We start from the raw sequence: 25,609 nt of genomic DNA, 5'->3' as shown, positions 1-25,609 counted from the left end.
AAGAGCCTCCACAACTTGGGGTATTCCGTTTCAGTGTTTTCTGAGCGTCGGCTCAACTTTTGGGGCGAGTGCCACTCAGTCTCTTGGGTACTGGGTCTGCGTCTCGGGCACAAAAGGGGCATCGACCTTACCGCGTTCGTCAGTACATGGTCTAATCTGTGTTAAATCAAGCACTTAGAGCAAAACGCTGGTGAATCACATTATAGGGGCTTTGGCCCCAACCCCCACCCCTTCGGTAAAAACACTCACGGTCGATGAAGACTCGGCGGGTCAACGCCTGGACAACTTCCTCATGCGCCACCTCAAGGGTGTGCCAAAAACCCACGTTTACCGCATCATTCGCTCGGGCGAAGTGCGGGTGAACAAAGGCCGTGCCTCTGCCGAGCAACGGGTGGAGACGGGCGATTTGATCCGTTTACCGCCCGTGCGCATCTCAGCCCAAGTGCAGGCCAAGGCCGATGCGCCGGCTCCAGCGCGTGAATTTCCCGTGCTGATGGAAGACGAGTGCATGATGGCCATCGACAAACCCGCTGGCGTGGCCGTGCACGGCGGCAGCGGCGTGAGCTTTGGCGTGATCGAGCAACTGCGCCGGGCCCGCCCCGCCTCAACCAACTTGGAGCTGGTGCACCGTTTGGACCGCGAAACCTCGGGCGTGTTGCTGGTGGCCAAAAAGCGCAGCGCATTGAAAAACCTGCAGGACCAATTCCGCGACCGCGAAACCGGCAAAACGTATTTGGCGTTGGTGTTGGGCTTGTGGCCGTCGAACAAGAAAGTGATCGACTCGCCTTTGTTCAAGTACACGGTCGAGAACGGCGTGGGCGAGGGCGAACGTCGTGTCAAAGTGGTCGGCAAAGACGACCCCAACGGCATGCGGTCCATCACGCTGGTGCGCGTGGCGCGCACGGTGGGCCCCTACACTTTGTTGGAAGTGACCATCAAGACGGGCCGCACCCACCAAATTCGTGTGCATCTGGCCAGCCAAGGTCACCCGATTGCGGGTGACGACAAATACGGCGATTTCGAGCAAAACAAAATTCTGCAAAAGATGGGCCTCAAGCGCATGTTCTTGCATGCGTGGCAGCTCAAGTTTCAGCATCCACAAAGTCATCGTCTCGTCACCTTGCAAGCGCCGCTGCCACCGGAGTTGAAAAACTTCGTGGACTCGGTCCAGCCGCCCATCATCCAACCGCATCTCGACGTTTAAGCCATGCGCCCACGCCAGTTTGATTTGATCGCCTTCGATTGGGACGGCACGCTGTTTGATTCCACGCAAATCATCACCCGCTGCATTCAGTTGGCGGTGGTGGATGTGGGCGGGGCCAAGCCCTCGGACGAGGCCGCGTCGTATGTGATTGGCATGGCGCTCATGCAAGCCTTGGCCCATGCAGCGCCGGATGTGCCGCAAGACAAATACCCGTTGCTGGGCGAACGCTACCGCTTTCACTACATGAAGCACGCCAACGACATTGCTTTGTTTGAAGGCGTGTTGCCTTTGCTGGCCACTTTGCGTGAACGTCACCACTGGCTGGCGGTCGCCACAGGCAAAAGCCGCCGTGGCTTGGACGAAGCGTTGCACACGTCCGAACTCAAAGGTGTGTTCGATGGCTCGCGCACGGCAGACGAAACGGCAGGCAAACCGCACCCGCGCATGTTGCACGAGCTGATGCGCGAGTTTGGCGTTGAGCCCGAGCGCACCTTGATGATTGGCGACACCACGCACGACTTGCAAATGGCGGTCAACGCAGGATGCGCCAGTGTGGGCGTGAGCTACGGCGCGCACGACCACGGTCAGTTTGAACCCTTGAATCCACGTTTTATCGCGCACTCTGTGAAGGAGTTGCACGATTGGTTGTCCGCCCATGCCTGAGTCTTTGCCACACGTGATTCCCCTGTGCAACAGCCCAGACTTGGCCGAAGGCGGCCGCGCTGTGCCGTTTGATGTGGTGTTTGCTGGTCAAACCTGCCGCGCCTTTGCGATTCGTTTTGAAGGCCAGCCGCATGCTTATCTGAACCGATGCACGCATGTGGCGATGGAAATGGATTACCAGCCGGACCAGTTTTTTGATGCCTCAGGTCGCTGGCTGTTGTGCGCCACGCACGGCGCTGAATACGCGCCCGATACCGGTGAATGCGCAGGCGGGCCTTGCCGAGGTGGCTTGGTCAAGATTGCGCTCAGCGAACTGGATGGCGTGGTCCACTGGCATACTGCGTACAACTTAAAGCCTTTCGAATTTCTAGATTAATTTGTGAAAACCTCCCGACATGTCTGAACATCACGCAAACCCCGAAAACCCCAGCCACAAAACAGTGTGGGAGCGCGACACCTTGGAGCGCTTGGCGTTCGCCACCCTGGCCGAGCAACGTGCCAGCCGCCGCTGGCGCATCTTTTTCCGCATGGCTTGGTTTGCTTTGGTGGTCGTGTTGCTTTGGACGGGCATGCACAAAGGCGGCGTCGGTGGCACCAGCCCCAGCCAGCCGCACACCGCTGTGGTGGCCATCAAAGGCGAGATTGCCGATGGTGCCGATGCCAGCGCCGAGTGGGTGGTTACCGCTTTGCGCGCTGCGTTTGAAGACGAAGGCTCGCAAGCCGTGGTGTTGCAAATCAACTCGCCCGGCGGCAGCCCTGTGCAAGCGGGCATCATCAACGATGAGATTCGTCGTTTGAAAGAAAAGCACAAAAAGCCGGTGTACGCCGTGGTGGAAGAGTCATGTGCTTCGGCGGCTTATTACATCGCTGTGGCGGCTGATGAAATTTACGTGGACAAAGCCAGCATCGTGGGCAGCATTGGTGTGCTCATGGACGGTTTTGGTTTCACGGGTTTGATGGACAAGCTCGGTGTGGAGCGCCGCTTGATGACGGCGGGCGTGAACAAAGGTTTCCTTGACCCCTTCAGCCCACAAACCAAACCCCAACGCGCACACGCACAAACCTTGCTCGACCAAATTCACCAACAGTTCATCCAAGTGGTGCGCGATGGCCGTGGCAAGCGCTTGAAAGAAACGCCCGAGTTGTTCAGTGGCTTGTTTTGGAGCGGCGAGCAAGCGGTGGAGCTCGGCTTGGCTGATGGCTTGGGCAACCTTGACTACGTGGCTCGCGAAATCGTGAAAGCCGAAGACATCATTGACTACACCCGTCATGACAACGTGGCCGAGCGCTTGGCGAAACGCTTTGGCGCTGCCATTGGCGAAGGTGCGGTGCGGGCCATGCAGACCATGCCCCAAGTGCGTTAACTTGCGCTGATATTTCATAGATGGCCAGCGACTTGCTCGCTGTTGCTATAAAAGAAAAAGGCTCCGAAAGGAGCCTTTCTTCATGGTGCTGTGCTGCGTCACTTGCCAATCAAAAACACAGTCGGCTCACCCGAGATTTGCGCCTTGCCCGCGCTGCGCCAAGCCTGCACCGTTTTGCATTGCACCTGCATGCTGGCCATGGTCAAACCGCTGGCGCGTGCCAAGCGGGTGTTGCCTTGCAGGCCGTTCACCAGCGCATCCCACAGGGCTTGGTTGCGGTAGGGTGTTTCGATGAACATCTGAGTTTGGCCGTGTTTGGCAGCGAGGCCTTCTAGCTCGCGCAAGCGCTGGGTGCGGGCCGCGCCGTCTTGCGGCAAGTAGCCGACAAACGCAAAGTTTTGGCCGTTCAAGCCACTCGCGGCCAAGGCCAGCAGCAATGACACAGGGCCCACCAGCGGCACGACGCGAATGCCCAGCTCATGCGCAGCGCGCACCACGGACGAGCCAGGGTCAGCCACCGCAGGCATGCCCGCTTCGCTGACCAAGCCTACGTCGTGGCCAGCCAACGCGGCTTTGAGCATGGGCTTGGCGTCAAAGTCGCCCGTGTGGTCGCCTTTTTTGTGCACCTCGCGGGGCAACTCGGTGATGGTGTTTTCTTGGATGGTTTGGGCCAGCGGCACATGGGCATCGACGCGCTTCAAGAAGGCGCGGGTGCTTTTGGCGTTTTCGGTAATCCAGTGCGTCACGCCGGCGGCCACACGCAAGGTCTCTTGCGGCAGCACATCGGTGATGGGGGCTTGGGTGTCGCAGCCAAAGTCCAGTGGGGTGGGCACGAGGTAGAGCGTGCCTTTTTGGGTTGGCGCTGTCATGGCTTCATCGCTCCCAGCAAGTCAATGCCAGCCGCGCGCAACAAGCGGGCGGTGCGAATCATGGGTAAGCCAATGAGGGCGGTGGGGTCGTCGTTGTCGATGGCGTCGAGCAGGGCAATGCCCAGGCCTTCGCTTTTGGCGCTGCCTGCGCAGTCGTAGGGTTCTTCGGCGCGCAAATAGGCTTCGATTTCAGCGTCGCTCAGGTCGCGAAAGCGCACCTTGATTTGGGCGAGTTCGGTTTGTTCAAAGCCGCTGGCTTGGCACACCACTGACACGGCGGTTTGAAACACCACGGTTTGGCCGCGCATGCGTTGCAGTTGCAGCACGGCGCGTTCATGGGTGCCGGGCTTGCCCAGTGGTTCGCCGTTGAGGTCGGCCACTTGGTCTGAGCCAATCACCACGGCGTGGGGGTGAAGCGCGGCCACAGCTTTGGCTTTGGCCAAGGCCAAGCGGGTGGCCAGGGCTTGTGGGGTTTCGTCTGGCAGCGGGGTTTCGTCGACTTCGGGGCTGACCACGTCAAAAGGCACGCGCAAGCGTTGCAGCAATTCACGGCGGTAACGGGAGGTAGAGCCCAAAATCAGGGCGCGTTGAGCAATAGACATGGGTGGATTCTCTTACACTGGCGCGCATGCAAAAACCAAAGAATCTTCACGCCCTCGATGTCAAAGCCTTTGCCAAAGCGCAAATGCATTTGGAGGGCGACACACCGCTCGTCGAGTTTGAGCGCTTGGCCGCAGACTGCAGTGGCGAGGTCACGGGTCATGTGTCGTGGTCGGCGCAAGGTGCCCTCGACCCAGACCAAAGTGGCAAAGACGCGACGTGGTTGCACCTCGAAGCCAAAGCGACCGTGCCTTTGACGTGTCAACGCTGTTTGCACCCCGTGCCGGTGGCGTTGCTGATTGAGCAAGATTTCCGCTTTGTGGCCGATGAAGCCACGGCTTTGGCGGAAGACGACGAGTCGGAAGAAGACCTGTTGGTCTTGGAAGACAGCTTCGATTTGATGGCGTTGATTGAGGATGAGTTGCTGATGAGCATGCCTTTGGTGCCTATGCATCCTGCATGTTTGAGTGAGCAGGCGCCAACTTCGCCAGAAGAGGAGGCCATCTTGTCTGAGGCCAAGCCCAACCCGTTTGCCGTGTTGGCATCGCTCAAAACGCGCAGGCACTGAAACCTGGGGAGTTGGGCTATAATCTTAGGCTTCGTGTCACGCTGACCCCGGTTGGTTTGTGGCCCAATGATCAACCACATTTAGTTCCAGGAGCCGATCATGGCTGTTCAGCAAAATAAAAAATCTCCTTCCAAGCGCGGCATGCACAACTCTCACACAGCGTTGACAGCCCCAGGTACAGCCGTTGAGCCAACGACTGGTGAAATCCACTTGCGTCATCACATCAGCCCCACCGGTTTCTACCGTGGTCGCAAAGTGTTGAAGACCAAGTCTGAAGCTTAATTACTTCATTCTTCATTGGCCCGTGGCTGTCTTAGGCGCCTCGGGCTTTTGTTTTTTTGACGAGAAGAAACCTGCATGACCACTCTTGCTGTTGATTGCATGGGTGGCGACCATGGCCCACGTGTCACGCTCGTGGCCTGTCGCCGTTTCTTAGACACGCATCCAGACGCCAAGCTCTTGCTGGTGGGTCTGCCCGATGCGTTGTCGTCTTTTTCACACCCCCGAGCTCAAGTGGTCGCGGCCTCCGACGTGGTGGCCATGGACGACCCCATCGAAGTTGCCTTGCGCCGCAAAAAAGACTCGTCTATGCGCGTCGCGATTGAGCAGGTCAAAAGCGGTGCCGCCCAAGCGGTGGTATCTGCAGGTAACACGGGCGCTTTGATGGCGATCGCACGCTATGTGCTCAAAACCATCGACGGCATTGACCGTCCAGCCATTGCGGGTCGCATGCCCGACTTCAAAGGCGGCGGCACTACCATGCTCGATTTGGGGGCCAACGTGGATTGCACGCCTCAGCATTTGTTGCAGTTCGCGGTCATGGGTTCAGCACTGGTTTCGGTGCTTGACAACATTGAAAGCCCCACGGTGGGTTTGTTGAACATCGGCGAAGAAGACATCAAAGGCAACGAAGTTATCAAAAAAACAGGTGAACTGCTGCGAACTGCGGCTAATTCTGGTGATTTGAACTTCTATGGCAACGTCGAAGGTAACGACATTTACCAAGGCACGGTCAATTTGATCGTGTGCGATGGCTTTGTCGGTAATGTGGCCTTGAAAGCCAGCGAAGGCTTGGCGCACAAGATCAGTGAAACACTGAAAAATTCGTTTACGCGTAACATCCTCACCAAAATTGCGGCTATCTTTGCTTATCCTGTTCTTTCTGATTTCAAAGACAAGGTAGACCACCGCCGTTACAACGGCGCCGCGCTTTTGGGTTTGAATGGCATTGTTTTTAAGAGCCACGGTTCCGCCGATGATGTGGCCTTTGGTACTGCTTTGAACCGCGCGTATGATGCAGCCCACCATAACTTGCTCGAACGTGTGCGTTCACGCATTGCCCATGCGGCTCCTTTGTTAGCCCTAGGACAATCAGACGCCTCGGCCTGAGCCACCTGATTAATGACCCTTTTCTCCCGAATCACTGGCACCGGAAGTTTTCTCCCACCCCGCCGGTTGACCAACGCAGACTTGGTCGCAGAACTGGCCGCACAAGGTGTGGAAAGCTCTGACGAATGGATTGTTGAACGCACAGGCATCCGTGCCCGCCATTTCGCGGCACCAGAGATGAACAGCAGCGACTTGGCTTTTGAGGCTTGCAAACAAGCCCTCGACGCCGCGGGTCGCCGCCCCCAAGACATTGACCTCATCATTGTGGCCACGTCTAGCCCAGACATGGTATTCCCATCGACCGCCTGCATCTTGCAGCACAAGCTGGCGCAGTTGGACGAGGAGGCTGTTGGGATTGCGGGCGCCCCCGCGTTTGACGTGCAGGCCGTGTGCAGTGGCTTTATTTACGCGCTGACGGTGGCCGACGCCATGATTCGCGCGGGCTCGGCCAAACGTGCTTTGGTGGTGGGTTCTGAAATTTTCTCGCGCTTGCTCGACTTCCAAGACCGCACCACGTGCGTGTTGTTTGGTGACGGCGCTGGCGCGGTGGTGCTGGAAGCGTCTGAGACGCCCGGCATCTTGGCCACTGACATTCACGCCGATGGCAAGCATGTGGGCATCTTGTGCGTCCCAGGCCACGTGCGCAATGGCAACATTTTGGGCGACCCTGTGCTCAAGATGGACGGCCAAGCCGTGTTCAAGTTGGCCGTGGGCCTGCTGGAAGGCGCCGCACGCACCGTGCTCGACAAAGCAGGCTTGACGGACCGCGACATCGATTGGCTGATTCCACACCAAGCCAACATCCGCATCATCCAAAGCACAGCCAAAAAGCTGAAACTACCTATGGAAAAGGTGGTTTTGACCGTTCACGATCATGGCAACACCTCGGCTGCGTCCATTCCATTGGCATTGGACAAGGCCGTGCGTAGCGGTCAAGTGAAAAAAGGCGAGACCCTCATGCTTGAAGGCGTGGGCGGCGGCTTTACTTGGGGCGCGGTGCTTGTCAAGCTGTAACAAATTTTCCGGATACGTGATGACTTCATTTGCTTTTGTATTTCCAGGTCAAGGCTCTCAATCGGTCGGCATGCTCGACGCTTGGGGCGACAACCCTGTGGTGGCGCAAACTTTGGTCGAGGCGTCTGACGCCATGGGCGAAGACATTGCCAAGCTCATCCACGAAGGTCCTAAAGAAGCTTTGGGCTTGACCACCAACACGCAACCCGTGATGTTGGTATCTGCCGTGGCAGCTTATCGTGCTTGGTTGGCTGAAGGCGGCGCTGTGCCAAGTGTGGTGGCTGGCCACTCTTTGGGCGAATACTCAGCTTTGGTCGCGTCTGGCGTGTTGACGCTGGCGCAAGCTGCCCCGCTGGTGCGCTTCCGCGCGCAAGCCATGCAAGAGGCCGTGCCTGTGGGCACAGGTGCGATGGCTGCCATTTTGGGCTTGCCTGCCGACAAAGTGATTGCGGGCTGTGCTGAAGCGCAAGCCACGTTTGGCGCAGGTTCTGCCGAAGTGGTCGAGGCCGTGAACTTCAACGACCCCGGCCAAACCGTGATTGCTGGCAGCAAAGCCGCTGTTGAAAAAGCATGCGAAGTGCTCAAAGCCAACGGTGCCAAGCGCGCTCTGCCTTTGCCTGTGTCTGCACCTTTCCATTCCAGCTTGATGAAGCCAGCAGCCGAGCGTCTGAAAGAAAAATTAGCAGCCACTTCATTTGCCGCAGCGCAAATCCCCGTGGTGAACAACATTGATGTAGCGGTTGAAACCGATGCCGACCGCATCCGCGACGCGCTCTATCGCCAGGCCTTTGGCCCTGTGCGTTGGGTCGAGTGCGTGGCCGCCATCAAGGCGCGCGGCGTGACCACCTTGGTCGAATGCGGCCCGGGCAAGGTTTTGGCTGGCATGGTCAAGCGCATCGACGCAGATTTAACTGGCTTGCCTTTGTTTGACCCCGCCAGCTTGGCTGAAGTCAAAACTGCGCTTGCTTAATCAGAAGAGAAGAACATGAGCGACAACAAACAACACATTGCTTTGGTAACCGGCGCTTCGCGCGGCATCGGCGCAGCCATTGCCCAAGAGTTGGCCCAACAAGGCTACTTGGTCATCGGTACGGCCACGTCGGACGACGGCGCAGCCAAAATTAGCCAAGCTTTGTCTGCCCACGCAGGCTGCCGTGGTGCGAATTTGAATGTGAACGACGGCGCCGCTGTCGAAGCTTTGATTGACCAAATCACCAAAGACCACGGCGCTTTGCACGTGTTGGTGAACAACGCCGGTATCACCCGCGACACCTTGGCCATGCGCATGAAGGATGACGACTGGGATGCCGTGCTGGACACCAACCTCAAGGCTGTGTTCCGCGTGTCACGCGCCGTGATTCGCCCCATGATGAAACAGCGCTACGGCCGCATCATCAGCATCACCAGCGTGGTGGGCGCATCGGGCAACCCCGGTCAAGCCAACTATGCAGCGGCCAAGGCCGGTGTGGCAGGCATGACCCGCGCTTTGGCGCGCGAGTTGGGTAGCCGTGGCATCACGGTCAACTGCGTGGCCCCAGGCTTCATCGAAACCGACATGACGGCTTCGTTGCCCGAAGAACAACAAAAAGCCTTGCTGGGCCAAATCCCTCTGGGACACCTCGGCAAACCTGCTGACATTGCACACGCCGTGGCCTATTTGGCTGGCGCACACGCCAGTTATGTGACGGGTCAAGAGTTGCACGTCAACGGCGGCATGTTCATGGCTTAAAGCCATGAATTGACAAAGAAGCCAAACAGAATCAATACGGTCAGTCCGTCCGGTTAAAATAGCGGTCTTATTCACAACCCTTAGAGGGAATCCATGAGCGATATCGAACTGCGTGTCAAAAAAATCATTGCCGAACAACTCGGCGTTGAAGAGTCTCAAGTTACCAACGAAAAAGCCTTCGTGGCTGATTTGGGCGCCGACTCCTTGGACACAGTGGAATTGGTGATGGCATTGGAAGACGAGTTTGGTATTGAAATCCCAGACGAAGATGCCGAGAAAATCAACACCGTGCAAAACGCGATTGACTACGCGTTGACCCACAAAAAAGCCTAACTACTAGGAACACCGCATGAGCCGTCGTCGCGTCGTCGTGACCGGCCTAGGTTGTATCAGCCCCGTGGGTAACACGGTGGCTGACGCTTGGGCCAATCTTTTAGCTGGTAAATCTGGCATTGCGAACATCACCCGTTTTGATGCGTCTGCAATCAACTGCCATTTCGCTGGTGAAGTGAAAGATTTAGACCTTGACCAATACATCGCCCCGAAAGAGGCGCGTGCCATGGACAAGTTCATTCATTACGGCATCGCGGCGGCGATGCAAGCGGTTCAAGACTCAGGCTTGGCCACGGGCGAAGCCCTGAGCGAAGAAGAAGCGACGCGCATTGGCGTCGTGATCGGCTCTGGCATTGGCGGCTTGCCGCTGATTGAAGACATGCACAGCGAACTGTTGGCCAAAGGTCCACGTCGCATTTCGCCATTCTTCGTGCCAGCGTCCATCATCAACATGATTTCCGGTCACGTGTCCATGCGTTACGGCTTCAAGGGCCCTAACTTGGCCGTGGTCACAGCCTGTACCACAGGCTTGCACAGCATTGGCGAAGCCGGTCGCCACATTGAGTACGGCGATGCCGACGTGATGATTGCTGGCGGTTCTGAATGCTGCATGTCGCCCTTGGGCGTCGGTGGCTTTGCTTCCATGCGTGCTTTGTCGACCCGCAATGACGACCCTGCGACCGCTTCACGTCCTTGGGACCGCGACCGCGATGGTTTCGTCTTGGGCGAAGGTGCGGGTGTGTTGGTGCTCGAAGAGTACGAACACGCCAAAGCACGCGGTGCCAAGATTTATGCAGAGTTGGGTGGCTACGGCTTGAGCGCTGACGCCGGCCACATGACAGCCCCCAACATGGACGGCCCACGCCGCGCCATGCTCAGTGCGCTGCGCAACGCCGGTGTGAATGCCGATCAAGTCGATTACTTGAACGCACACGGCACCTCCACGCCGCTGGGCGACATCAACGAAACCAACGCCATCAAAGCGGCGTTGGGCGATCACGCCAAGAAGACCGTGGTGAACTCCACCAAGTCGATGACTGGCCACTTGTTGGGCGGCGCTGGCGGTATTGAGAGTGTGTTCACGGTTTTGGCCATCCACAACCAAAAGAGCCCACCCACCATCAACATCTTCAACCAAGACCCCGAGTGCGACTTGGACTACTGCGCCAACACCGCGCGCGATATGAAGATTGATGTCGCTCTGAAAAACAACTTCGGATTTGGCGGCACCAACGGCGCGTTAGTTTTCAAACGCATCTAAGGTTTTCGCCATGCACAACGCCCCATCGGTCTCGTATCCGGTGGGGCGTTGTGCTTTTCAGCGTACCTGTTTTATGGGATTGCTGATTGCTGCGTTGGCTGTCTTGGGGGCTTGGTCGTACCAACAGCCCTTCAGCGTCACCATGGCTTTGAGCGGCTTGTGTGTGGTGCTGGCCTCGGTGTGGGGTGGGAAATCGTTGCAGTTCACCGGAACTTTGAGTTGGAATGGTCAAGTCTGGTGCTTGCACGGTCGCGGTGACGCGATTGACGATGCGTTGGGGGAGGTGCATGTGGCTTGCGATATGCAGCAGGCCTTGCTTTTGCGCTGGCAGCCCGCATCTGACACACTCCAAGCATCGCCAACTTGGCTTTGGTTAGAAGCTCAACAGTCAAACGTCCGTTGGCAAGATTTGCGTCGCGCTGTGTACCAGCGCTTTGAAATGTAGTGAAGGAAAAAATCATGGCACGTCCATTCGCGTTCAAGCGTTCTGTCTCTGTTGGTTTGTTGTGCGCCTCGTTGTGGGGCGCGGGCTTGACTATGGCGCTGGTCCAGCCCGTGAATGCACAAGGGGTGCGCGGCTTGCCAGACTTCACCGAGTTGGTCGAGCAGGTGGGCCCTTCGGTGGTGAACATCCGCACGATGGAGAAAGCCGCACCTCGTGATGTACAGAGCAGCGATCAGGATGCGGAAATGCAAGAGTTCTTCCGCCGCTTCTTTGGTGTGCCCATGCCGACACCCAATACGCCCAACGGACCGCGTCAACAACGCCCCAACCGTGGCCAGCCCGAAGAGGCGCAACCCAAAGGTGTGGGCTCGGGCTTTATCTTGTCGGGCGATGGCTACGTCATGACCAATGCGCACGTGGTGGAGGGGGCAGACCAGGTGTTGGTCACGCTGCCTGATAAGCGTGAATTCAAAGCACGCATCGTGGGCATGGACAAGCGTACAGACGTGGCCGTGGTGAAGATCGAAGCCACAGGCCTTCCCGCTGTGAAGATTGGCGATGTGAGCCGTCTCAAAGTGGGTGAGTGGGTGATGGCCATTGGCTCACCCTTTGGTTTGGAAAACACCGTCACCGCCGGCATCGTCAGTGCCAAGCAGCGCGACACGGGCGACTACTTGTCATTCATCCAAACCGATGTGGCCATCAACCCTGGCAACTCAGGCGGGCCGCTCATCAACATGCGCGGTGAGGTGGTGGGCATCAACAGCCAAATCTATTCGCGCTCGGGTGGTTTCATGGGCATCTCGTTTGCTATTCCGATTGACGAAGCGGTGCGTGTGAGCGAACAGCTGCGCGCCACTGGCAAAGTGCAGCGTGGCCGCTTGGGCGTGCAGATTGACCAAGTGAGCAAAGATGTCGCTGAATCACTGGGCTTGTCCAAAACGCAGGGTGCGTTGGTGCGCGGTGTCGAGCAAGGCTCGCCCGCCGAGAAAGCAGGCTTGGAGCCGGGTGACATCATCTTGAAGTTCGAAGGTAAGACCATCGACAAGTCGAGCGACTTGCCACGCATGGTGGGCAACACCAAGCCAGGCACCCGCAGCGCCATTCAAGTGTGGCGACGCGGCAGTGTCAAAGACATGCAGATCACCGTGGGTGAGTTTGAAGCCGACAAACCCGTGAAGAAAGCCGCAGCCGCAGAAAAGCCGCAGGCGGGCACCGTGACCAAGGTGCTGGGTTTGACGGTGAGCGAACTCACCGATGCGCAGAAAAAAGAACTCAAATTGCGCGGCGGCGGCGTGCGTGTGGATGCCGTGGCCGAGCCTGCTTCGCGTGCTGGCATCCAAGAAGGCGACGTGATTTTGGCCTTGGCCAACATCGAAACGCCCAATGTGCAGACCCTCGAAGCCCTGACCGCCAAGCTGGATCGCAGCAAACCTGTGAGCCTTTTGATTCGCCGTGGCGAATGGGCGCAATACACAGTGATTCGACCCCTGCGTTAAACCCCTAGGCCAAAGTCGGGAATCAGGGTGATTCTCAAAATATTTTTGAGATCCTAAAAATAGTTTTTAAGTTGGTACTCGCTAACTTAAATAAAGTGTTCAAGCCCTTTTTGTATAGAATTGAGGGGCTGAATGCGTTTTTGCGATATATCGCAAGCCCAAAACTCCACGATACGGGATTGGTTGACTGACTCCACAGGTGATCCACAGATCACCCACAAGTTGCCCCAAAACCCCTTTGTCAAAATGTTAATAAGTTGTGGATAAATTCATGTTGCGAACCCGCAACGAGGCCTCGGTCGTGTTGAGACCGCTGTGCAAATCCGGGTTTTTGCCTACAATGAACTACCAACTTATGCAGTTGCCATTGCTTGTTGGTTCTGGGCGCGTCAGCACATGACGCGCCCTTTTTTCATGGCGCTCTCCCTTTGAATTCAATCACTTAAGTGTCCCCGTTGATGAATAACATCAGAAACTTTTCAATCATTGCCCACATCGATCACGGCAAATCTACGCTCGCAGATCGTTTGATTCAGCGTTGCGGAGGACTTGAAGAGCGCGACATGGAAGCGCAAGTTCTCGACTCGATGGACATCGAAAAAGAACGTGGGATAACTATCAAGGCACAGACCGCTGCGCTGCAATACAAAGCGAAAGACGGTCAGGTCTACAACCTGAATTTGATCGACACACCGGGTCACGTGGACTTCTCGTATGAGGTGTCGCGTTCACTCTCTGCCTGCGAAGGCGCCTTGCTGGTGGTCGATGCTTCTCAAGGTGTGGAAGCGCAAACGGTTGCCAACTGTTACACCGCACTCGACCTTGGTGTCGAGGTTGTGCCCGTGCTCAACAAGATGGATTTGCCCAACGCCGATCCAGAGAACGCGAAGGCAGAAATTGAAGACGTCATTGGCATTGATGCCACCGACGCGATTCCATGCTCAGCCAAAACAGGTTTGGGCATCGACGAAATCTTAGAAGCCGTGGTCGCCAAAATTCCACCGCCCCAAGGTAACAAAGACGCGCCGCTGCGCGCCATGATCATCGACAGCTGGTTTGACAGTTACGTGGGTGTGGTGATGTTGGTGCGTGTGGTCGATGGCCGTTTAGGCAAAGGCGAGCGTTTCAAAATGATGGCCACAGAGGCTGTCTACAACGCCGACAACCTGGGCGTGTTCACCCCGGGCAACGAGCCACGTCAGTCGCTCGAAGCCGGTCAAGTGGGCTACATCATTGCGGGCATCAAAGAGTTGCAAGCCGCCAAGGTGGGTGACACCATCACCTTGGAAAAGAAACTGCCCAACAACTTAGGCCCTGCTGAACAAGCCTTGCCTGGTTTTAAAGAAATTCAGCCTCAGGTGTTTGCGGGTCTGTACCCCACTGAAGCCAACCAATACGACGGCCTGCGCGATGCGCTGGAAAAGCTCAAGCTCAACGACGCGTCTTTGCAATACGAACCCGAAGTGTCGCAAGCGCTGGGCTTTGGTTTCCGTTGTGGCTTCTTAGGGCTTTTGCACATGGAAATCGTGCAAGAGCGCTTGGAGCGCGAGTTTGACCAAGACTTGATCACGACCGCGCCAAGCGTGGTCTACCAAGTGGTCATGCCTGGTGACGAAGTGGTGATGGTTGAAAACCCATCCAAGATGCCTGACCAAGGCAAGTTGCACGAAATTCGCGAACCCATCGTGACGGTGCACTTGTACATGCCGCAAGACTACGTGGGCGCGGTGATGACACTGGCCAACCAAAAGCGCGGCGTGCAAATGAACATGGCATACCACGGTCGCCAAGTGATGTTGACCTACGAAATGCCTTTGGGCGAAATCGTGCTCGACTTCTTTGACAAACTCAAATCGGTCTCACGCGGCTACGCCTCGATGGACTATGAGTTCAAAGAGTACCGCGCCTCGGATGTGGTGAAGGTCGACATCTTGCTCAACGGCGAGAAGGTGGATGCCTTGTCCATCATCGTGCACCGTTCGCAGTCGCAGTACCGTGGCCGTGCGGTGGTAGCCAAGATGCGCGAAATCATCAGCCGTCAGATGTATGACGTGGCGATTCAAGCCGCCATTGGTGCCAACATCATTGCGCGCGAGACCATCAAGGCTTTGCGCAAGAACGTGCTGGCAAAATGCTATGGCGGCGACATCAGCCGCAAACGCAAGCTGCTTGAGAAGCAAAAAGCAGGTAAAAAACGCATGAAGCAAATTGGCTCAGTTGAGGTTCCACAAGAAGCCTTCTTGGCCATTTTGCAGGTGGAGGATTAATGGCGACGTTGACCGCATTCGTACTGGCCGCCTTTCTGGGCTACGCTGGTTTTTGGTATGTGGGCATGATTGAGGGCAACTTTGCCTTGCTCATGTTCATGGCCACCGTGGTGACCGGTATCTACTGGTTGGCCGAGCAGTTCTATTTCTTGCCTCAGCGCAAAGCCGCGGCTGAAGCACTGCAAGCGCAAGCTGACAAGCGCACCGCCGAGTTGCATGCCCAAGGCATTGCTCAGACCGATGTGAATGTGACCGAGGCCAAAGAGCGTCTGTACATGCAGCCTTGGTGGCTGGATTGGACAGCGGGTTTGTTCCCCGTCATCGCCGTGGTGTTTGTGTTGCGCTCCTTTTTGTTTGAGCCTTTCAAAATCCCATCCGGTTCGATGATTCCCACCTTGTTGGTGGGCGACTTGATTTTGGTGAACAAATACCACTACGGTGTGCGCTTGCCCGTGCTCAACCTCAAGCTGACGGACGGCAATCCCGTGCAGCGTGGTGACGTCATGGTGTTCCGCTACCCACCCAAGCCCAGCCTCGACTACATCAAGCGTGTGGTCGGTGTGCCCGGTGACGAAGTGGCTTACCTGAACAAGCAACTTACCATCAATGGCCAAGCTGTGAGCAAAGAAGTTCGCACCGATTTCTTTGAAGAAGACAGCATGCGCTACATCTCTCAGTTTGAAGAAAAGCTGCCCTTGGGTAGCAAGTCAAGCGAGATGACTGGCGTGCGTACCCACAATTTGCTGAATGACAAAGACCGCCCCTCATTCGTGCCGGGCGCTGACGACTTTGCGTTCAAAGACAACTGTCGCTACACCGTCGAAGGCGTGACCTGCAAAGTACCCGCCGGCCACTACTTCATGATGGGTGACAACCGCGACAACTCACTCGACTCGCGCTACTGGGGCTTTGTGCCAGAGAAAAACATTGTGGGCAAAGCCTTCTTTGTTTGGATGAACTTTGGCAGCCTCTCGCGCATCGGCGCATTTCAATGACCTCACGCGCACGCTCAGACCGACCCAGCCCGTCTCAACAACACATCCTTGAGACGCTTCAAGCGCGTCTCGCGTACACCTTTCAAAACCCTGCGTTGCTCACGCAGGCCTTGACGCATCGCAGCTTCAGCTCGGACCACTACGAACGCTTGGAGTTCTTGGGCGACTCGGTGCTCAATTTGGCCATTGCCAATTTGCTGTACCAACGCCTGAACACTTTGCCCGAAGGCGACCTCTCGCGTGTGCGCGCCAACTTGGTCAAGCAAGACACGTTGCACCATTTGGCGGTTGAGCTGGGCTTGTCGGGCATCTTGCGATTGGGCGAAGGCGAGATGAATTCGGGTGGCCAAAAGCGCCCCTCCATCTTGGCCGATGCCTTAGAGGCTGTGCTGGGTGCGGTGTACCTTGACGCAGGCTATGCAGCCGCAGACGCCTTGGTGCAACGCATTTTTTCCAAGGTCGAGGTGAACCCCGAGATGCAAGCGGTTGGCAAAGATGCCAAAACGGAGTTGCAAGAATGGCTGCAAGCGCGTAAGTTCAAGCTGCCTATCTACCGTGTGGTCGGCACCTTGGGTGCGGCGCACAAACAAACCTTTGACGTGGAATGTGAAGTTCCCGAACTGGCCCGCTGCGAGCGTGGCATTGGCGGCTCGCGCCGCGCAGGAGAGCAAGCCGCCGCAGCAGCCATGCTCCAAATCATCAAAGACAACGGGCTCAAATAATGGCGACTCCTCCAAAAAACGAACAATCCCTTCAAGACATCGACGCCATGCTGGCTGCCAGCAAAGGCAACCGTGTCGTGGCCAGCCAAGCGGTGGTGGCGCCTGCCGACCAACGCTGTGGCCTGATTGCCATCGTGGGCAAACCCAACGTGGGCAAGTCGACCTTGCTCAATGCGTTGGTGGGCCAAAAAATCAGCATCACCTCACGCAAGGCGCAAACCACGCGTCACCGCATCACCGGCATGCACACCCAAGGCGCATCGCAATATGTGTTTGTGGACACGCCTGGTTTTCAAACCATCCACGGCAACGCCTTGAACAAATCACTCAACAAAGCCGTGCAAGGCGCTGTGGGCGATGTGGACGTGGTGTTCTTGGTGGTCGAGGCAGGTAGCTTTACCCCCGCTGACGAAAAAGTGCTGTCGCTGCTCGCGCCTGGCATTCCCACCATCTTGGTGGCGAACAAGCTCGACACGATGAAAAACCGTCCCGAGATCATGCTGTGGCTGCAGTCCATGCAAGAGCGCCACCCCTTTGCCGAAATCGTGCCCATGTCGGCCAAAAACGACAAAGATGTGCAGCGCCTCTTGGGCATCGCCGAAAAATACCTGCCCGAGCAAGCCTGGATGTACGCCGCTGACGAGCTGACCGACCGCAGCGAAAAATTCATGGCCGCCGAAATGGTGCGTGAAAAATTGTTCCGCCTGACCGGTGACGAATTGCCTTACACCTCGACCGTCGTCATCGACAAGTTCGAAGAAGAAAAGGGCAAGACCAAAGGCGTCAAACGCTTGGTGCGTATTGCCGCCACCATCGTGGTGGAGCGCGATGGTCACAAAGCCATGGTCATCGGCGACAAAGGTGAGCGCTTGAAGCGCATGGGCATGGAAGCCCGCACCGAGTTGGAAAAGCTCTACGACGCCAAAGTGTTCTTAGAGCTGTGGGTCAAAGTCCGCTCCGGTTGGGCCGACGATGCAGCGCGGGTGCGTAGCTTTGGCTACGAGTAAATCCAGCACCTTCACCATGTCGCGGGGCATTCCCCGCATTCAGGACGAGCCTGCGTTCGTGGTGCACCGCTACGACTGGAGCGAGTCCAGCCTGATTTTGGAAACCTTCACCCGCCACTTTGGTCGGGTGGCCTTGGTGGCCAAAGGCGCTAAAAAACCCAGCTCTAACTTTCGCCCTGTGCTGCTGCCTTTGCAGCCGCTGTACGTCAGCTATTCCGGCGATGCCGAAATTCGCACCTTGAAGGGCGCTGAATGGGTGGGCGGTCACATCATGCCCACAGGCGAAGCGCTGCTGTCGGGCTATTACATCAATGAGTTGCTGCTGCGCTTGTTGGCACGCGACGACCCGCATCCCAGTTTGTTTGACCTGTACCGCCAAGTGGTTCAGGTGTTGGCCTCTGGCCACGAAGGCACGATTGCCCCTGCGCTGCGCGCCTTTGAATTGCTGCTGCTGCGCGACATTGGTTTCTTGCCCGAACTCAACGCCCAAACCCTCACGCTTGCGGCCTTGCAGCCCGATGCCTTGTATGTGCTGGTGGCCGAAGGCGGCCTGCGTACCCACAACGCGCAAGACCGCACGGGCCTCGCTGGCAACGTGTGGCTGCAGCTGCACGACAGCCTGTCCACAGACGCGCCATTCACCGCCACGCTGCGTTTGTGTGCCGAGATGCCACCCGAGCAACGCAACGCCTTGCAGGGCCAGCTACGGGCCTTGCTGCACTACCATTGCGGGGTCAAAACACTGCGCACTCGGCAGATGATGATTGACCTGCAATCCCTTTGATTCACGCCATGTCCCAACACACAAAAACCGCCTTGTCGGTCAACCTCAACAAAGTGGCCTTGGTGCGCAACACCCGCCATTTGGGCATCCCCAGCGTCACGCGTGCGGCCACCCTGTGCCTAGAGGCGGGCGCTGCGGGCATCACCGTGCACCCACGCCCTGACGAGCGCCATATCCGCGCTGGTGATGTGCATGACTTGGCGGCGTTGCTCAAGGCCTGGCCCGACCGCGAGTTCAACATCGAAGGCAACCCGTTTCACAACCTGATGGACTTTGTGCGCCAAGTGCGCCCCCATCAAGTGACCTTTGTGCCCGACAGCGAAGGCCAGTTCACCAGCGACCACGGCTGGACTTTTCCACAAGACGCCGAGCGCTTGAAGCCCCTCATCGCCGAAGCCAAAGCCCTTGGAGCGCGCGTGAGCCTGTTCATGGACCCTGTGCCTGAGGCCATGGCTGCGGCCAAAGCCGTCGGCGCTGACCGTGTGGAGCTGTACACCGAGACCTATGCCTCAACCTATGGCACGCCCAAACAAGCTTCAACGTTGGCCGCTTTCAAAGCCACCGCTGAAGCCGCCCTGAAGGCTGGCCTTGGCATCAACGCAGGCCACGACCTGAACCGCGACAACCTGCACACCTTCGTCGCCACCGTGCCCGGCGTGCAAGAGGTGTCCATCGGCCACGCCTTGATTGCCGACGCGCTAGAGCTGGGCTACACAGAAACTGTTCGCGCCTACAACGCGTGCATGTCGCAGGCTTAAGGCAATAAATGATTTACGGCATCGGCACCGACATTTGCGACATTCGCCGTATCCGTGCGTCTTTAGAAAAGCACGGCGAGCGTTTTGCGCAAAAGGTGTTGAGCGACAACGAGATGAACACCTACCGCGCCCGCAGCGAGCGTTGGCCCGAGCGCGGTGTGCGCTATGTGGCCACGCGCTTTTCGGCCAAAGAGGCATTCAGCAAAGCGGTGGGTTTGGGCATGCGCATGCCCATGACGTGGCGCTTGTGCGAAGTGGCCAAGCTGCCCAGCGGGCAGCCGACCATCGTCTTGCACGGTGTGCTCAAAGATTGGTTTGAAGCCAAAGGCTTGAGCGCCCACGTCAGCGTGAGCGATGAGTCTGATTACGCCACCAGTTACTGTGTTGTTGAAAAGAACAGCTGAAACGAACCTCTGATTTATGTCTCACCACGCCCCCCTCATTCTTGACATCGCAGGCACCCAGCTGACCGCCGCTGACCGCACGCGCTTGAAACACCCGCTCACAGGCGGCGTGATTTTGTTTGGTCGCAACTGGGCCAACCGCCAACAGCTCACCCAGCTGTGTGCGGACATCAAGGCTGTGCGCGACGATTTGTTGATTTGTGTAGACCACGAAGGCGGGCGCGTGCAGCGCTTTCGCACCGATGGCTTCACGCACATCCCACCCATGCGCGCCTTGGGCGAGCTGTGGATGAAAGACAAAAAGGGGCAGCCCGGTAGTGGCGCTATGGCAGCGATGGACGCCGCCACCGCCAGCGGCTATGTGCTGGCCAGCGAGCTGCGCGCGTGTGGTGTGGACTTCAGCTTCACCCCCGTGCTCGACCTCGAACATGGCGAGAGTAGTGTGATTGGCGACCGTTCTTTCCACCGCGACCCACGCGTGGCTACCACGCTGGCCAAGAGCGTCATGCACGGTTTGTTGCTGGCGGGCATGGCCAACTGTGGCAAACACTTTCCGGGCCACGGCTTTGTGAAGGCTGATTCGCATGTGGATATTCCGGTCGACAAGCGCAGCCTCAAAGCCATCTTGGGCGACTGCGCATTGCCTTATCAGTGGCTCACCACCACGCTGACCAGCGTGATGCCCGCGCACGTCATCTATCCCAAGGTCGATGCCTTGCCCGCTGGCTTTTCGTCACGTTGGTTGCAAGACATCTTGCGCGGTCAGTTGCATTTCAACGGCGCCATCTTCAGCGACGATTTGTCGATGGAAGGCGCACGTCGCATCGAAGGCCGCTCGGTCAGCTTTGCCGAAGCGGGCGTGGCGGCATTGAATGCTGGCTGCGACCTCGTGCTCTTGTGTAACCAAAGCATTGGCAATGGTCATGGGGTCGATGACATGCTCGAAGGCTTGACCGAACGCCTCGTTAAAAACCAATGGCATGCCAGTGACGCCAGCGAACAACGCCGTCGCGCACTGCTGCCCAAAACTTCGCCGCTAGCTTGGGACGCGCTGATGACTCACCCCGCATACTTGCGGGCTTTGGACTTGTTGCCTTAACGCGCACATACGTTCACCACTACCCACGAAAGCTCACATGGCAACGCCCAATTACAACTACGAAAAACGCCAACGCGAGTTAGCCAAGAAAAAGAAGAAAGAAGAGAAATTGCGCGAACGCGATGCGCGCAAGAGCTCGCCCGATGGCGAGTTTGGCCAGAACCCAGAAATGCCACCCGAGCAAGACCCTGACCACGCTCAAAACCCAGACGGTGTGGTGCCAGCTGCTAACCCAGATCAAGTCTGATTTATTTGTTTTCAATAAGGAGTTCCGCCATGTTTCCTTCTCGCCGTCACTTTGCAGTTTTAGCCTTGGCCCTGAGCTGTGGCTTGGCTGCGGCGCAAAACGCCAAACCCATCAAGCTGATGGTTGGCTTTCCGCCAGGCGGCGGCACCGATGCGGTGGCCCGCATCTTGGCTGAGAAACTCAAAGACGAGTTGGGTACCCCCGTGGTGGTTGAGAACAAACCCGGTGCAGGCGGTCAACTCGCAGCGCAAGCATTGAAAGTAGCACCTGCCGATGGCTCGGTGTTGTTCCTCTCGCACGACCACACCATTTCTATCTTGCCCTTGGTGGTCAAGAACCCAGGCTACGACCCTGCACACGACTTTGCACCCGTGGCTGGCTTTGCCACCTTTGTGAACGCCTATGCTGTGTCTGGCGGCACACCTGCCAAGTCGTTCACTGAGTACGTGGCTTGGGTCAAGGCCCAAGGCGGCAAAGGAGCGGTGGGCATTCCAGCTCCAGCGTCAACGCCTGAGTTTTTGGTGAAAGTAGTGGGCGACAAGTTCAAACTCGATTTGATCTCTGCGCCATATCGCGGCAGCGCACCGATGATGGCTGACATGCTGGGTAACCAAATTGCCGCAGGTGTGGGCTCGGTGCCTGACTTCATTGAAAACCACAAGGCGGGCAAAGTGCGCGTGGTGGCGGTGTTGGGCTCTAAGCGTCAAGCGGCGCTGCCTGATGTGCCCACCTTTGCAGAGCTGGGTTTGAGCGGTTTGGAAGACATGCCTTACTACGGCATCTTCGCCCCCTCAGGCACACCACAAGCCACTATCAACCACTTCGGTGTGGCCTTGTCCAAAGTGTTGGCCATGCCCGATGTGCATGAGCAGCTCACCAAAATGGGCCTCACTGTGGGCTACATGAACTCGCACCAGTTGGAGCAACGTGAACGCGCTTACACGCAGGTGTGGACCAAGATGATCAAGAACAGTGGCTTTCAGCCCCAGTAACGCCATGGCAATCCCTTGGCTCTCTGCACTCAAAGTGATTCCCTGGGGGGATGTGATTTCTCATGCGCCCAACGTGCTTGAAAAAGCCCGCGAGCTGATGGACCGCAAGCGGGCAGAGGCGACACCACAACCCATGGCTACACCCAATGCACACGACGATGTGCCCAGCTTGGGTGAGTTGAAAAACCGGTTGCTTGCAGCGAATATGCAGCTTGACGAGCTGCAGCAACGCCACACCCAACTCACACACACCGTGCGCGAGCTGGCCGAACAAAACGCTGGCTTGGTGGCTGCGGTGAGCGGACTGCGTCAAACCCTTCGCCTGATGGTGGGTGGTTTGGTGCTGGCGTTTGTGGGCTTAGGTGCTGTCGTGTTCAGCCGGTTTTTCTAAACTGTACGCACCAACAAAAACGCCTCCTAGTCAATCACTAGGAGGCGTTTTGTTTTGGGGCCTAGTCGCTTTAAGCTTCGCGGCGCAAAGCAGGGAACAAAATGACATCGCGGATGCTGGGGCTGTCGGTCAGCAACATCATCAAACGGTCAATGCCAATGCCGCAGCCGCCGGTGGGTGGCATGCCGTATTCGAGGGCGCGCACAAAGTCATGGTCGTAGAACATGGCTTCGTCGTCGCCGCTGTCTTTAGCAGCCACTTGGGCGTGGAAGCGTGCAGCTTGGTCTTCGGCGTCGTTCAACTCGCTGAAGCCGTTGCCGAACTCGCGGCCTGTGATGTAGAGCTCAAAACGCTCGGTCACATCGGGCTTGTTGTCGCTGGCACGGGCCAAGGGTGAAATTTCCACAGGGTGCTCGCAGATGAAGGTGGGCTGCCACAGCTTTTCTTCCACGGTTTCTTCAAAGTACATCACTTGCAAGCTGGCCAAGCTGCGGGTGGAGAGTTTGTCTTTCTCTTCTTTGAAACCGAGTTTTTGCAAGGCGTTGATCAACCATGTGGCGTTGTCCACGTTGTCGCCCGCTTCGGTGTGCTTGAGGATGGCTTCACGAATCGTGAGGCGCTCAAACGGCTGGCTCAGGTCCACCGGCTTGCCACCGTAGGTGAGCAGCGTGGTGCCAGCGGCCTTCATGGCGGCATCGCGCACCAGCTCTTCGGTGAAGTGCATCAGGTCTTGGTAGTTCCAATACGCCGCGTAGAACTCCATCATGGTGAACTCGGGGTTGTGGCGCACCGAGATGCCTTCGTTGCGGAAGTTGCGGTTGATTTCGAACACGCGCTCAAAACCGCCCACGATCAAGCGCTTCAAGTACAGCTCAGGCGCGATGCGCAAGAACATTTCTTGGTCCAGCGCGTTGTGGTGCGTGGTGAACGGCTTGGCGTTGGCACCGCCGGGGATGGGGTGCAGCATGGGCGTTTCGACTTCGAGGAAGTTGTGTTGCACCATGAAGTCGCGAATGCCGCTGACCGCTTTGCTGCGCGCCATGAAGCGCTTGCGAGCGGTTTCATCGGTCATCAAATCGACGTAGCGTTGGCGGTATTTGATCTCTTGGTCAGCCACGCCGTGGAACTTGTCGGGCATGGGGCGCAGGCTCTTGGTGAGCATGCGGATGCTGGTGGCGTGGATGGACAACTCGCCGGTGCGGGTTTTGAACAACTTACCTTCGCAGGCCACGATGTCGCCCAAGTCCCAGTGTTTGAAATCGGCGTAGAGCTCTTCGCTCACGTCATCGCGTGTGACGTAAATCTGGATGCGACCTGTGCTGTCTTGCAGCGTGGCAAAGCTGGCCTTGCCCATCACGCGCTTGAGCATCATGCGGCCTGCCACTTTGGCGAACTGGCCTTCTTCGGTCAACACCTCGGCGGTTTTGTCGCCATGCAGCTCGTGCAAGGTGGCAGCGTGGTGCGCGGGCTTGAAATCGTTGGGGAAGGCAACGCCTTGGCCCGCGGCTTGGCGCTCGCGCATGACCTTGAGCTTCTCGCGGCGCTCGGCCATGAGTTGGTTTTCGTCGACGGGAGCGGCTTCGGGCGTGGCGGGGGTGTTGTTGTTAGACATCTAAAGGGGCGTGAGTAGGAGAGGGGCTGCCCAAAAACGTGAAAGGCAGCAAGCCTTGTATTTTAAGAGGAAGGCGCTGCCTACCCGCGTTATGCCAAACATCTGCAAAAGACTAACTTAGCTATCACCGTTAGCCTGCTTAGCTAGCTAGGCTTGACAACATAAAAACTATACGCTGTTTGCGTACAATATATGAAAGCCGTTTTTGTTGAGTTACCAGCGTTTTCGCGCTATCGAACTGACTATCTAGACGATGAAGGTTTTCGTGGGCTGCAAACGGCCATCATGAAGAACCCTGAATCGGGGGATGTCATTGAAGGTACAGGTGGGCTTCGCAAGTTGCGACACGCTGATGCGCGCCGAGGCAAGGGCAAGCGTGGTGGCTTACGAGTCATTTATTACTGGTGGGACGATGCGAGCCAGTTTTGGTTGTTTACGCTGTACGACAAAGACGAAATGACGGACTTGAGTCCTGATGAAAAGAAGGCACTCAAACACATGTTGAAAATCGAGCTGGAGGCACGGCGATGAAAAAGCGAAACCTGTTTGTAGAACTGAGCGAAGGCTTTGACGCCCTGGGTAACGCACGTGCGGGTAAACAAACGCTGCGCACGCATGTGGTGGAGGACAAACCAGCGCCGGAGGTGACAGCCGATGAACTGCTGGCGCTGCGCGAACGCCTGCATTTGTCGCGCGCTGTGTTTGCGCGTTACTTGCGCACCAAGCCGCGCACACTGGAGAACTGGGAGCAGGGGCGCGCGAAACCTAATCCACATGCGGCTTTGCTGATTCGCCTCGTCGAAAAGTATCCAGATACGGTTGAGCGATTAGCTGCAGTTTGATTAACCAATGCCCCAATGCTGCGGAAACACCCAAAGCAACCCACCCGTCATCACCAGGTACCGCGCAAACTTACCCACCGCCATGTAGGCCACGCAAGGCCAAAAGGGCAGGCGCAACCAGCCGGCGACTGCGCACAGCGGGTCGCCCACGCCAGGCAGCCAACTGAGTAAACACGCTTTGGGGCCTAAGGCGTGCAGCCAGCGCAGGGCGCGGGCGTCTTGCGCGGAGGTTTCTTTGTGTCGCACTTTGTCGCTCACCTTGTGCGCGCCGTGGCCCATCCACCAGCTGATGGCGCCGCCAATGGTGTTGCCAGCGGTGGCCACCAAAATGGCGGGCCAAAACAATTCGGGGTTGAGTTTGACCAAGCCAAACACCACGGGCTCCGAGCCCATGGGCAGCAGGGTGGCCGAGATCAGCGACACCACAAACACGGTGCTCAGGCCGTATTCGGGCAGGGCCAAGGCGGCCAGCACAGATTGCATCCAAATTTCCATGCCCGCAGTGTAGTGAGGGCCGCTGTCAATTCTTCGCAAACCCTTACAAAATCGTC

General features: G+C 57.3%; 31 protein-coding genes. 27 read left to right on the top strand and 4 right to left on the bottom strand.

Features of this window, described 5'->3' with window-relative positions; genetic code table 11:
* The first annotated feature begins 190 nt into the window (after positions 1 to 190).
* The 4 genes from QMG15_RS10225 to QMG15_RS10210 are packed head-to-tail and all read left to right on the top strand — an operon-like array spanning position 191 to position 3,231.
* A complete protein-coding gene (locus tag QMG15_RS10225) occupies positions 191 to 1,204 on the top strand; it encodes an RluA family pseudouridine synthase (protein ID WP_281788522.1) in 1,014 nt (337 codons plus the stop codon).
* 3 nt (positions 1,205 to 1,207) lie between these two features.
* Positions 1,208 to 1,867 (top strand): HAD-IA family hydrolase, encoded by a 660-nt coding sequence (locus QMG15_RS10220; RefSeq protein WP_108358093.1) that lies wholly within the window; start codon positions 1,208 to 1,210, stop codon positions 1,865 to 1,867.
* A complete protein-coding gene (locus QMG15_RS10215; RefSeq protein WP_281788521.1) occupies positions 1,860 to 2,243 on the top strand; it encodes a Rieske 2Fe-2S domain-containing protein in 384 nt (127 codons plus the stop codon). Before QMG15_RS10220 ends, QMG15_RS10215 begins: the two co-directional genes overlap by 8 nt.
* 19 nt (positions 2,244 to 2,262) lie before the next feature.
* Positions 2,263 to 3,231, top strand: a complete 969-nt coding sequence (locus tag QMG15_RS10210) for a S49 family peptidase (protein WP_281788520.1) — start codon at positions 2,263 to 2,265, stop codon at positions 3,229 to 3,231.
* 98 nt (positions 3,232 to 3,329) lie between these two features.
* Here the strand turns inward: QMG15_RS10210 and QMG15_RS10205 are convergent, their stop codons facing one another.
* On the bottom strand, positions 3,330 to 4,100 hold the full coding sequence (locus tag QMG15_RS10205) for an SAM-dependent methyltransferase (RefSeq protein WP_281788519.1): 771 nt from the start codon (positions 4,098 to 4,100) through the stop codon (positions 3,330 to 3,332).
* A complete protein-coding gene (locus QMG15_RS10200; RefSeq protein WP_281788518.1) occupies positions 4,097 to 4,702 on the bottom strand; it encodes a Maf family nucleotide pyrophosphatase in 606 nt (201 codons plus the stop codon). The genes QMG15_RS10205 and QMG15_RS10200 overlap by 4 nt, the downstream gene beginning before the upstream one ends.
* 26 nt (positions 4,703 to 4,728) lie before the next feature.
* On the opposite strand from QMG15_RS10200, the gene QMG15_RS10195 reads away from it, so the two are divergent.
* The 21 genes from QMG15_RS10195 (at position 4,729) to QMG15_RS10095 (ending at position 22,604) form a co-directional block, all read left to right on the top strand.
* A complete protein-coding gene (locus QMG15_RS10195) occupies positions 4,729 to 5,268 on the top strand; it encodes a YceD family protein (RefSeq protein ID WP_281788517.1) in 540 nt (179 codons plus the stop codon).
* Positions 5,269 to 5,367: 99 nt separating this feature from the next.
* Positions 5,368 to 5,550, top strand: coding sequence for a 50S ribosomal protein L32 (gene rpmF / locus QMG15_RS10190; RefSeq protein ID WP_100131470.1), 183 nt, complete (start codon positions 5,368 to 5,370; stop codon positions 5,548 to 5,550).
* 75 nt (positions 5,551 to 5,625) lie between these two features.
* A complete protein-coding gene (gene plsX, locus QMG15_RS10185; protein ID WP_281788516.1) occupies positions 5,626 to 6,657 on the top strand; it encodes a phosphate acyltransferase PlsX in 1,032 nt (343 codons plus the stop codon).
* Positions 6,658 to 6,669: 12 nt separating this feature from the next.
* The gene (locus QMG15_RS10180) at positions 6,670 to 7,671 is read left to right on the top strand and encodes a beta-ketoacyl-ACP synthase III (protein ID WP_281788515.1); all 1,002 of its coding nucleotides are present in this window, start codon (positions 6,670 to 6,672) and stop codon (positions 7,669 to 7,671) included.
* 19 nt (positions 7,672 to 7,690) lie between these two features.
* Entirely contained in the window at positions 7,691 to 8,641 is a 951-nt protein-coding gene (gene fabD / locus QMG15_RS10175) for an ACP S-malonyltransferase (protein ID WP_281788514.1), read from the top strand.
* Between the two features lie 15 nt (positions 8,642 to 8,656).
* Positions 8,657 to 9,400, top strand: coding sequence for a 3-oxoacyl-ACP reductase FabG (fabG, locus tag QMG15_RS10170; RefSeq protein ID WP_281788513.1), 744 nt, complete (start codon positions 8,657 to 8,659; stop codon positions 9,398 to 9,400).
* 93 nt (positions 9,401 to 9,493) lie between these two features.
* Positions 9,494 to 9,733 carry an acyl carrier protein gene (acpP, locus tag QMG15_RS10165; protein WP_104801359.1) on the top strand — a complete coding sequence of 80 codons (240 nt, stop codon included), beginning with the start codon at positions 9,494 to 9,496 and terminating at the stop codon, positions 9,731 to 9,733.
* Positions 9,734 to 9,749: 16 nt separating this feature from the next.
* Positions 9,750 to 10,994 (top strand): beta-ketoacyl-ACP synthase II, encoded by a 1,245-nt coding sequence (gene fabF / locus QMG15_RS10160; protein WP_281788512.1) that lies wholly within the window; start codon positions 9,750 to 9,752, stop codon positions 10,992 to 10,994.
* Positions 10,995 to 11,004: 10 nt separating this feature from the next.
* Complete coding sequence (locus tag QMG15_RS10155) at positions 11,005 to 11,439, top strand: hypothetical protein (protein ID WP_281788511.1); 435 nt, start codon at positions 11,005 to 11,007, stop codon at positions 11,437 to 11,439.
* 14 nt (positions 11,440 to 11,453) lie between these two features.
* On the top strand, positions 11,454 to 12,938 hold the full coding sequence (locus QMG15_RS10150; RefSeq protein ID WP_281788510.1) for a DegQ family serine endoprotease: 1,485 nt from the start codon (positions 11,454 to 11,456) through the stop codon (positions 12,936 to 12,938).
* 458 nt (positions 12,939 to 13,396) lie between these two features.
* A complete protein-coding gene (gene lepA / locus QMG15_RS10145) occupies positions 13,397 to 15,205 on the top strand; it encodes a translation elongation factor 4 (protein WP_281788509.1) in 1,809 nt (602 codons plus the stop codon).
* The gene (gene lepB / locus QMG15_RS10140) at positions 15,205 to 16,200 is read left to right on the top strand and encodes a signal peptidase I (RefSeq protein WP_281788508.1); all 996 of its coding nucleotides are present in this window, start codon (positions 15,205 to 15,207) and stop codon (positions 16,198 to 16,200) included. The genes lepA and lepB overlap by 1 nt, the downstream gene beginning before the upstream one ends.
* Positions 16,197 to 16,922, top strand: a complete 726-nt coding sequence (gene rnc / locus QMG15_RS10135) for a ribonuclease III (protein ID WP_281788507.1) — start codon at positions 16,197 to 16,199, stop codon at positions 16,920 to 16,922. Before lepB ends, rnc begins: the two co-directional genes overlap by 4 nt.
* A complete protein-coding gene (gene era, locus QMG15_RS10130; protein ID WP_281788506.1) occupies positions 16,922 to 17,929 on the top strand; it encodes a GTPase Era in 1,008 nt (335 codons plus the stop codon). Before rnc ends, era begins: the two co-directional genes overlap by 1 nt.
* Before the next feature lie 16 nt (positions 17,930 to 17,945).
* Positions 17,946 to 18,713, top strand: a complete 768-nt coding sequence (recO, locus tag QMG15_RS10125) for a DNA repair protein RecO (protein WP_281788505.1) — start codon at positions 17,946 to 17,948, stop codon at positions 18,711 to 18,713.
* An 8-nt stretch (positions 18,714 to 18,721) separates the two neighbouring features.
* Complete coding sequence (locus QMG15_RS10120; RefSeq protein WP_281788504.1) at positions 18,722 to 19,471, top strand: pyridoxine 5'-phosphate synthase; 750 nt, start codon at positions 18,722 to 18,724, stop codon at positions 19,469 to 19,471.
* A gap of 8 nt (positions 19,472 to 19,479) precedes the next feature.
* A complete protein-coding gene (acpS, locus tag QMG15_RS10115) occupies positions 19,480 to 19,875 on the top strand; it encodes a holo-ACP synthase (protein WP_281788503.1) in 396 nt (131 codons plus the stop codon).
* Positions 19,876 to 19,891: 16 nt separating this feature from the next.
* The gene (gene nagZ, locus QMG15_RS10110; RefSeq protein ID WP_281788502.1) at positions 19,892 to 20,974 is read left to right on the top strand and encodes a beta-N-acetylhexosaminidase; all 1,083 of its coding nucleotides are present in this window, start codon (positions 19,892 to 19,894) and stop codon (positions 20,972 to 20,974) included.
* 37 nt (positions 20,975 to 21,011) lie between these two features.
* On the top strand, positions 21,012 to 21,221 hold the full coding sequence (locus tag QMG15_RS10105; RefSeq protein ID WP_108358073.1) for a hypothetical protein: 210 nt from the start codon (positions 21,012 to 21,014) through the stop codon (positions 21,219 to 21,221).
* Between the two features lie 29 nt (positions 21,222 to 21,250).
* A complete protein-coding gene (locus tag QMG15_RS10100; RefSeq protein ID WP_281788501.1) occupies positions 21,251 to 22,213 on the top strand; it encodes a Bug family tripartite tricarboxylate transporter substrate binding protein in 963 nt (320 codons plus the stop codon).
* A 4-nt stretch (positions 22,214 to 22,217) separates the two neighbouring features.
* Positions 22,218 to 22,604: a hypothetical protein gene (locus tag QMG15_RS10095; RefSeq protein ID WP_108358071.1), complete on the top strand. Its 387-nt coding sequence runs from the start codon at positions 22,218 to 22,220 to the stop codon at positions 22,602 to 22,604.
* A gap of 70 nt (positions 22,605 to 22,674) precedes the next feature.
* Here QMG15_RS10095 and lysS read toward each other — a convergent pair whose 3' ends face one another.
* The gene (lysS, locus tag QMG15_RS10090) at positions 22,675 to 24,216 is read right to left on the bottom strand and encodes a lysine--tRNA ligase (RefSeq protein WP_281788500.1); all 1,542 of its coding nucleotides are present in this window, start codon (positions 24,214 to 24,216) and stop codon (positions 22,675 to 22,677) included.
* A gap of 192 nt (positions 24,217 to 24,408) precedes the next feature.
* On the opposite strand from lysS, the gene QMG15_RS10085 reads away from it, so the two are divergent.
* Both QMG15_RS10085 and QMG15_RS10080 read left to right on the top strand, forming a co-directional pair.
* Positions 24,409 to 24,747: a type II toxin-antitoxin system RelE/ParE family toxin gene (locus QMG15_RS10085; RefSeq protein WP_281788499.1), complete on the top strand. Its 339-nt coding sequence runs from the start codon at positions 24,409 to 24,411 to the stop codon at positions 24,745 to 24,747.
* A complete protein-coding gene (locus QMG15_RS10080) occupies positions 24,744 to 25,058 on the top strand; it encodes a helix-turn-helix domain-containing protein (RefSeq protein WP_281788498.1) in 315 nt (104 codons plus the stop codon). The genes QMG15_RS10085 and QMG15_RS10080 overlap by 4 nt, the downstream gene beginning before the upstream one ends.
* Here QMG15_RS10080 and QMG15_RS10075 read toward each other — a convergent pair whose 3' ends face one another.
* Entirely contained in the window at positions 25,059 to 25,553 is a 495-nt protein-coding gene (locus QMG15_RS10075; RefSeq protein WP_281788497.1) for a YqaA family protein, read from the bottom strand.
* Between the last annotated feature and the right edge of the window lie 56 nt (positions 25,554 to 25,609).

This window comes from Limnohabitans sp. INBF002, from assembly GCF_027924905.1.
Lineage (GTDB): Bacteria > Pseudomonadota > Gammaproteobacteria > Burkholderiales > Burkholderiaceae_C > Limnohabitans.
The sequence above is the reverse complement of the archived record's forward strand: the minus strand, read 5'-3'. Positions and strand labels throughout refer to the sequence as shown.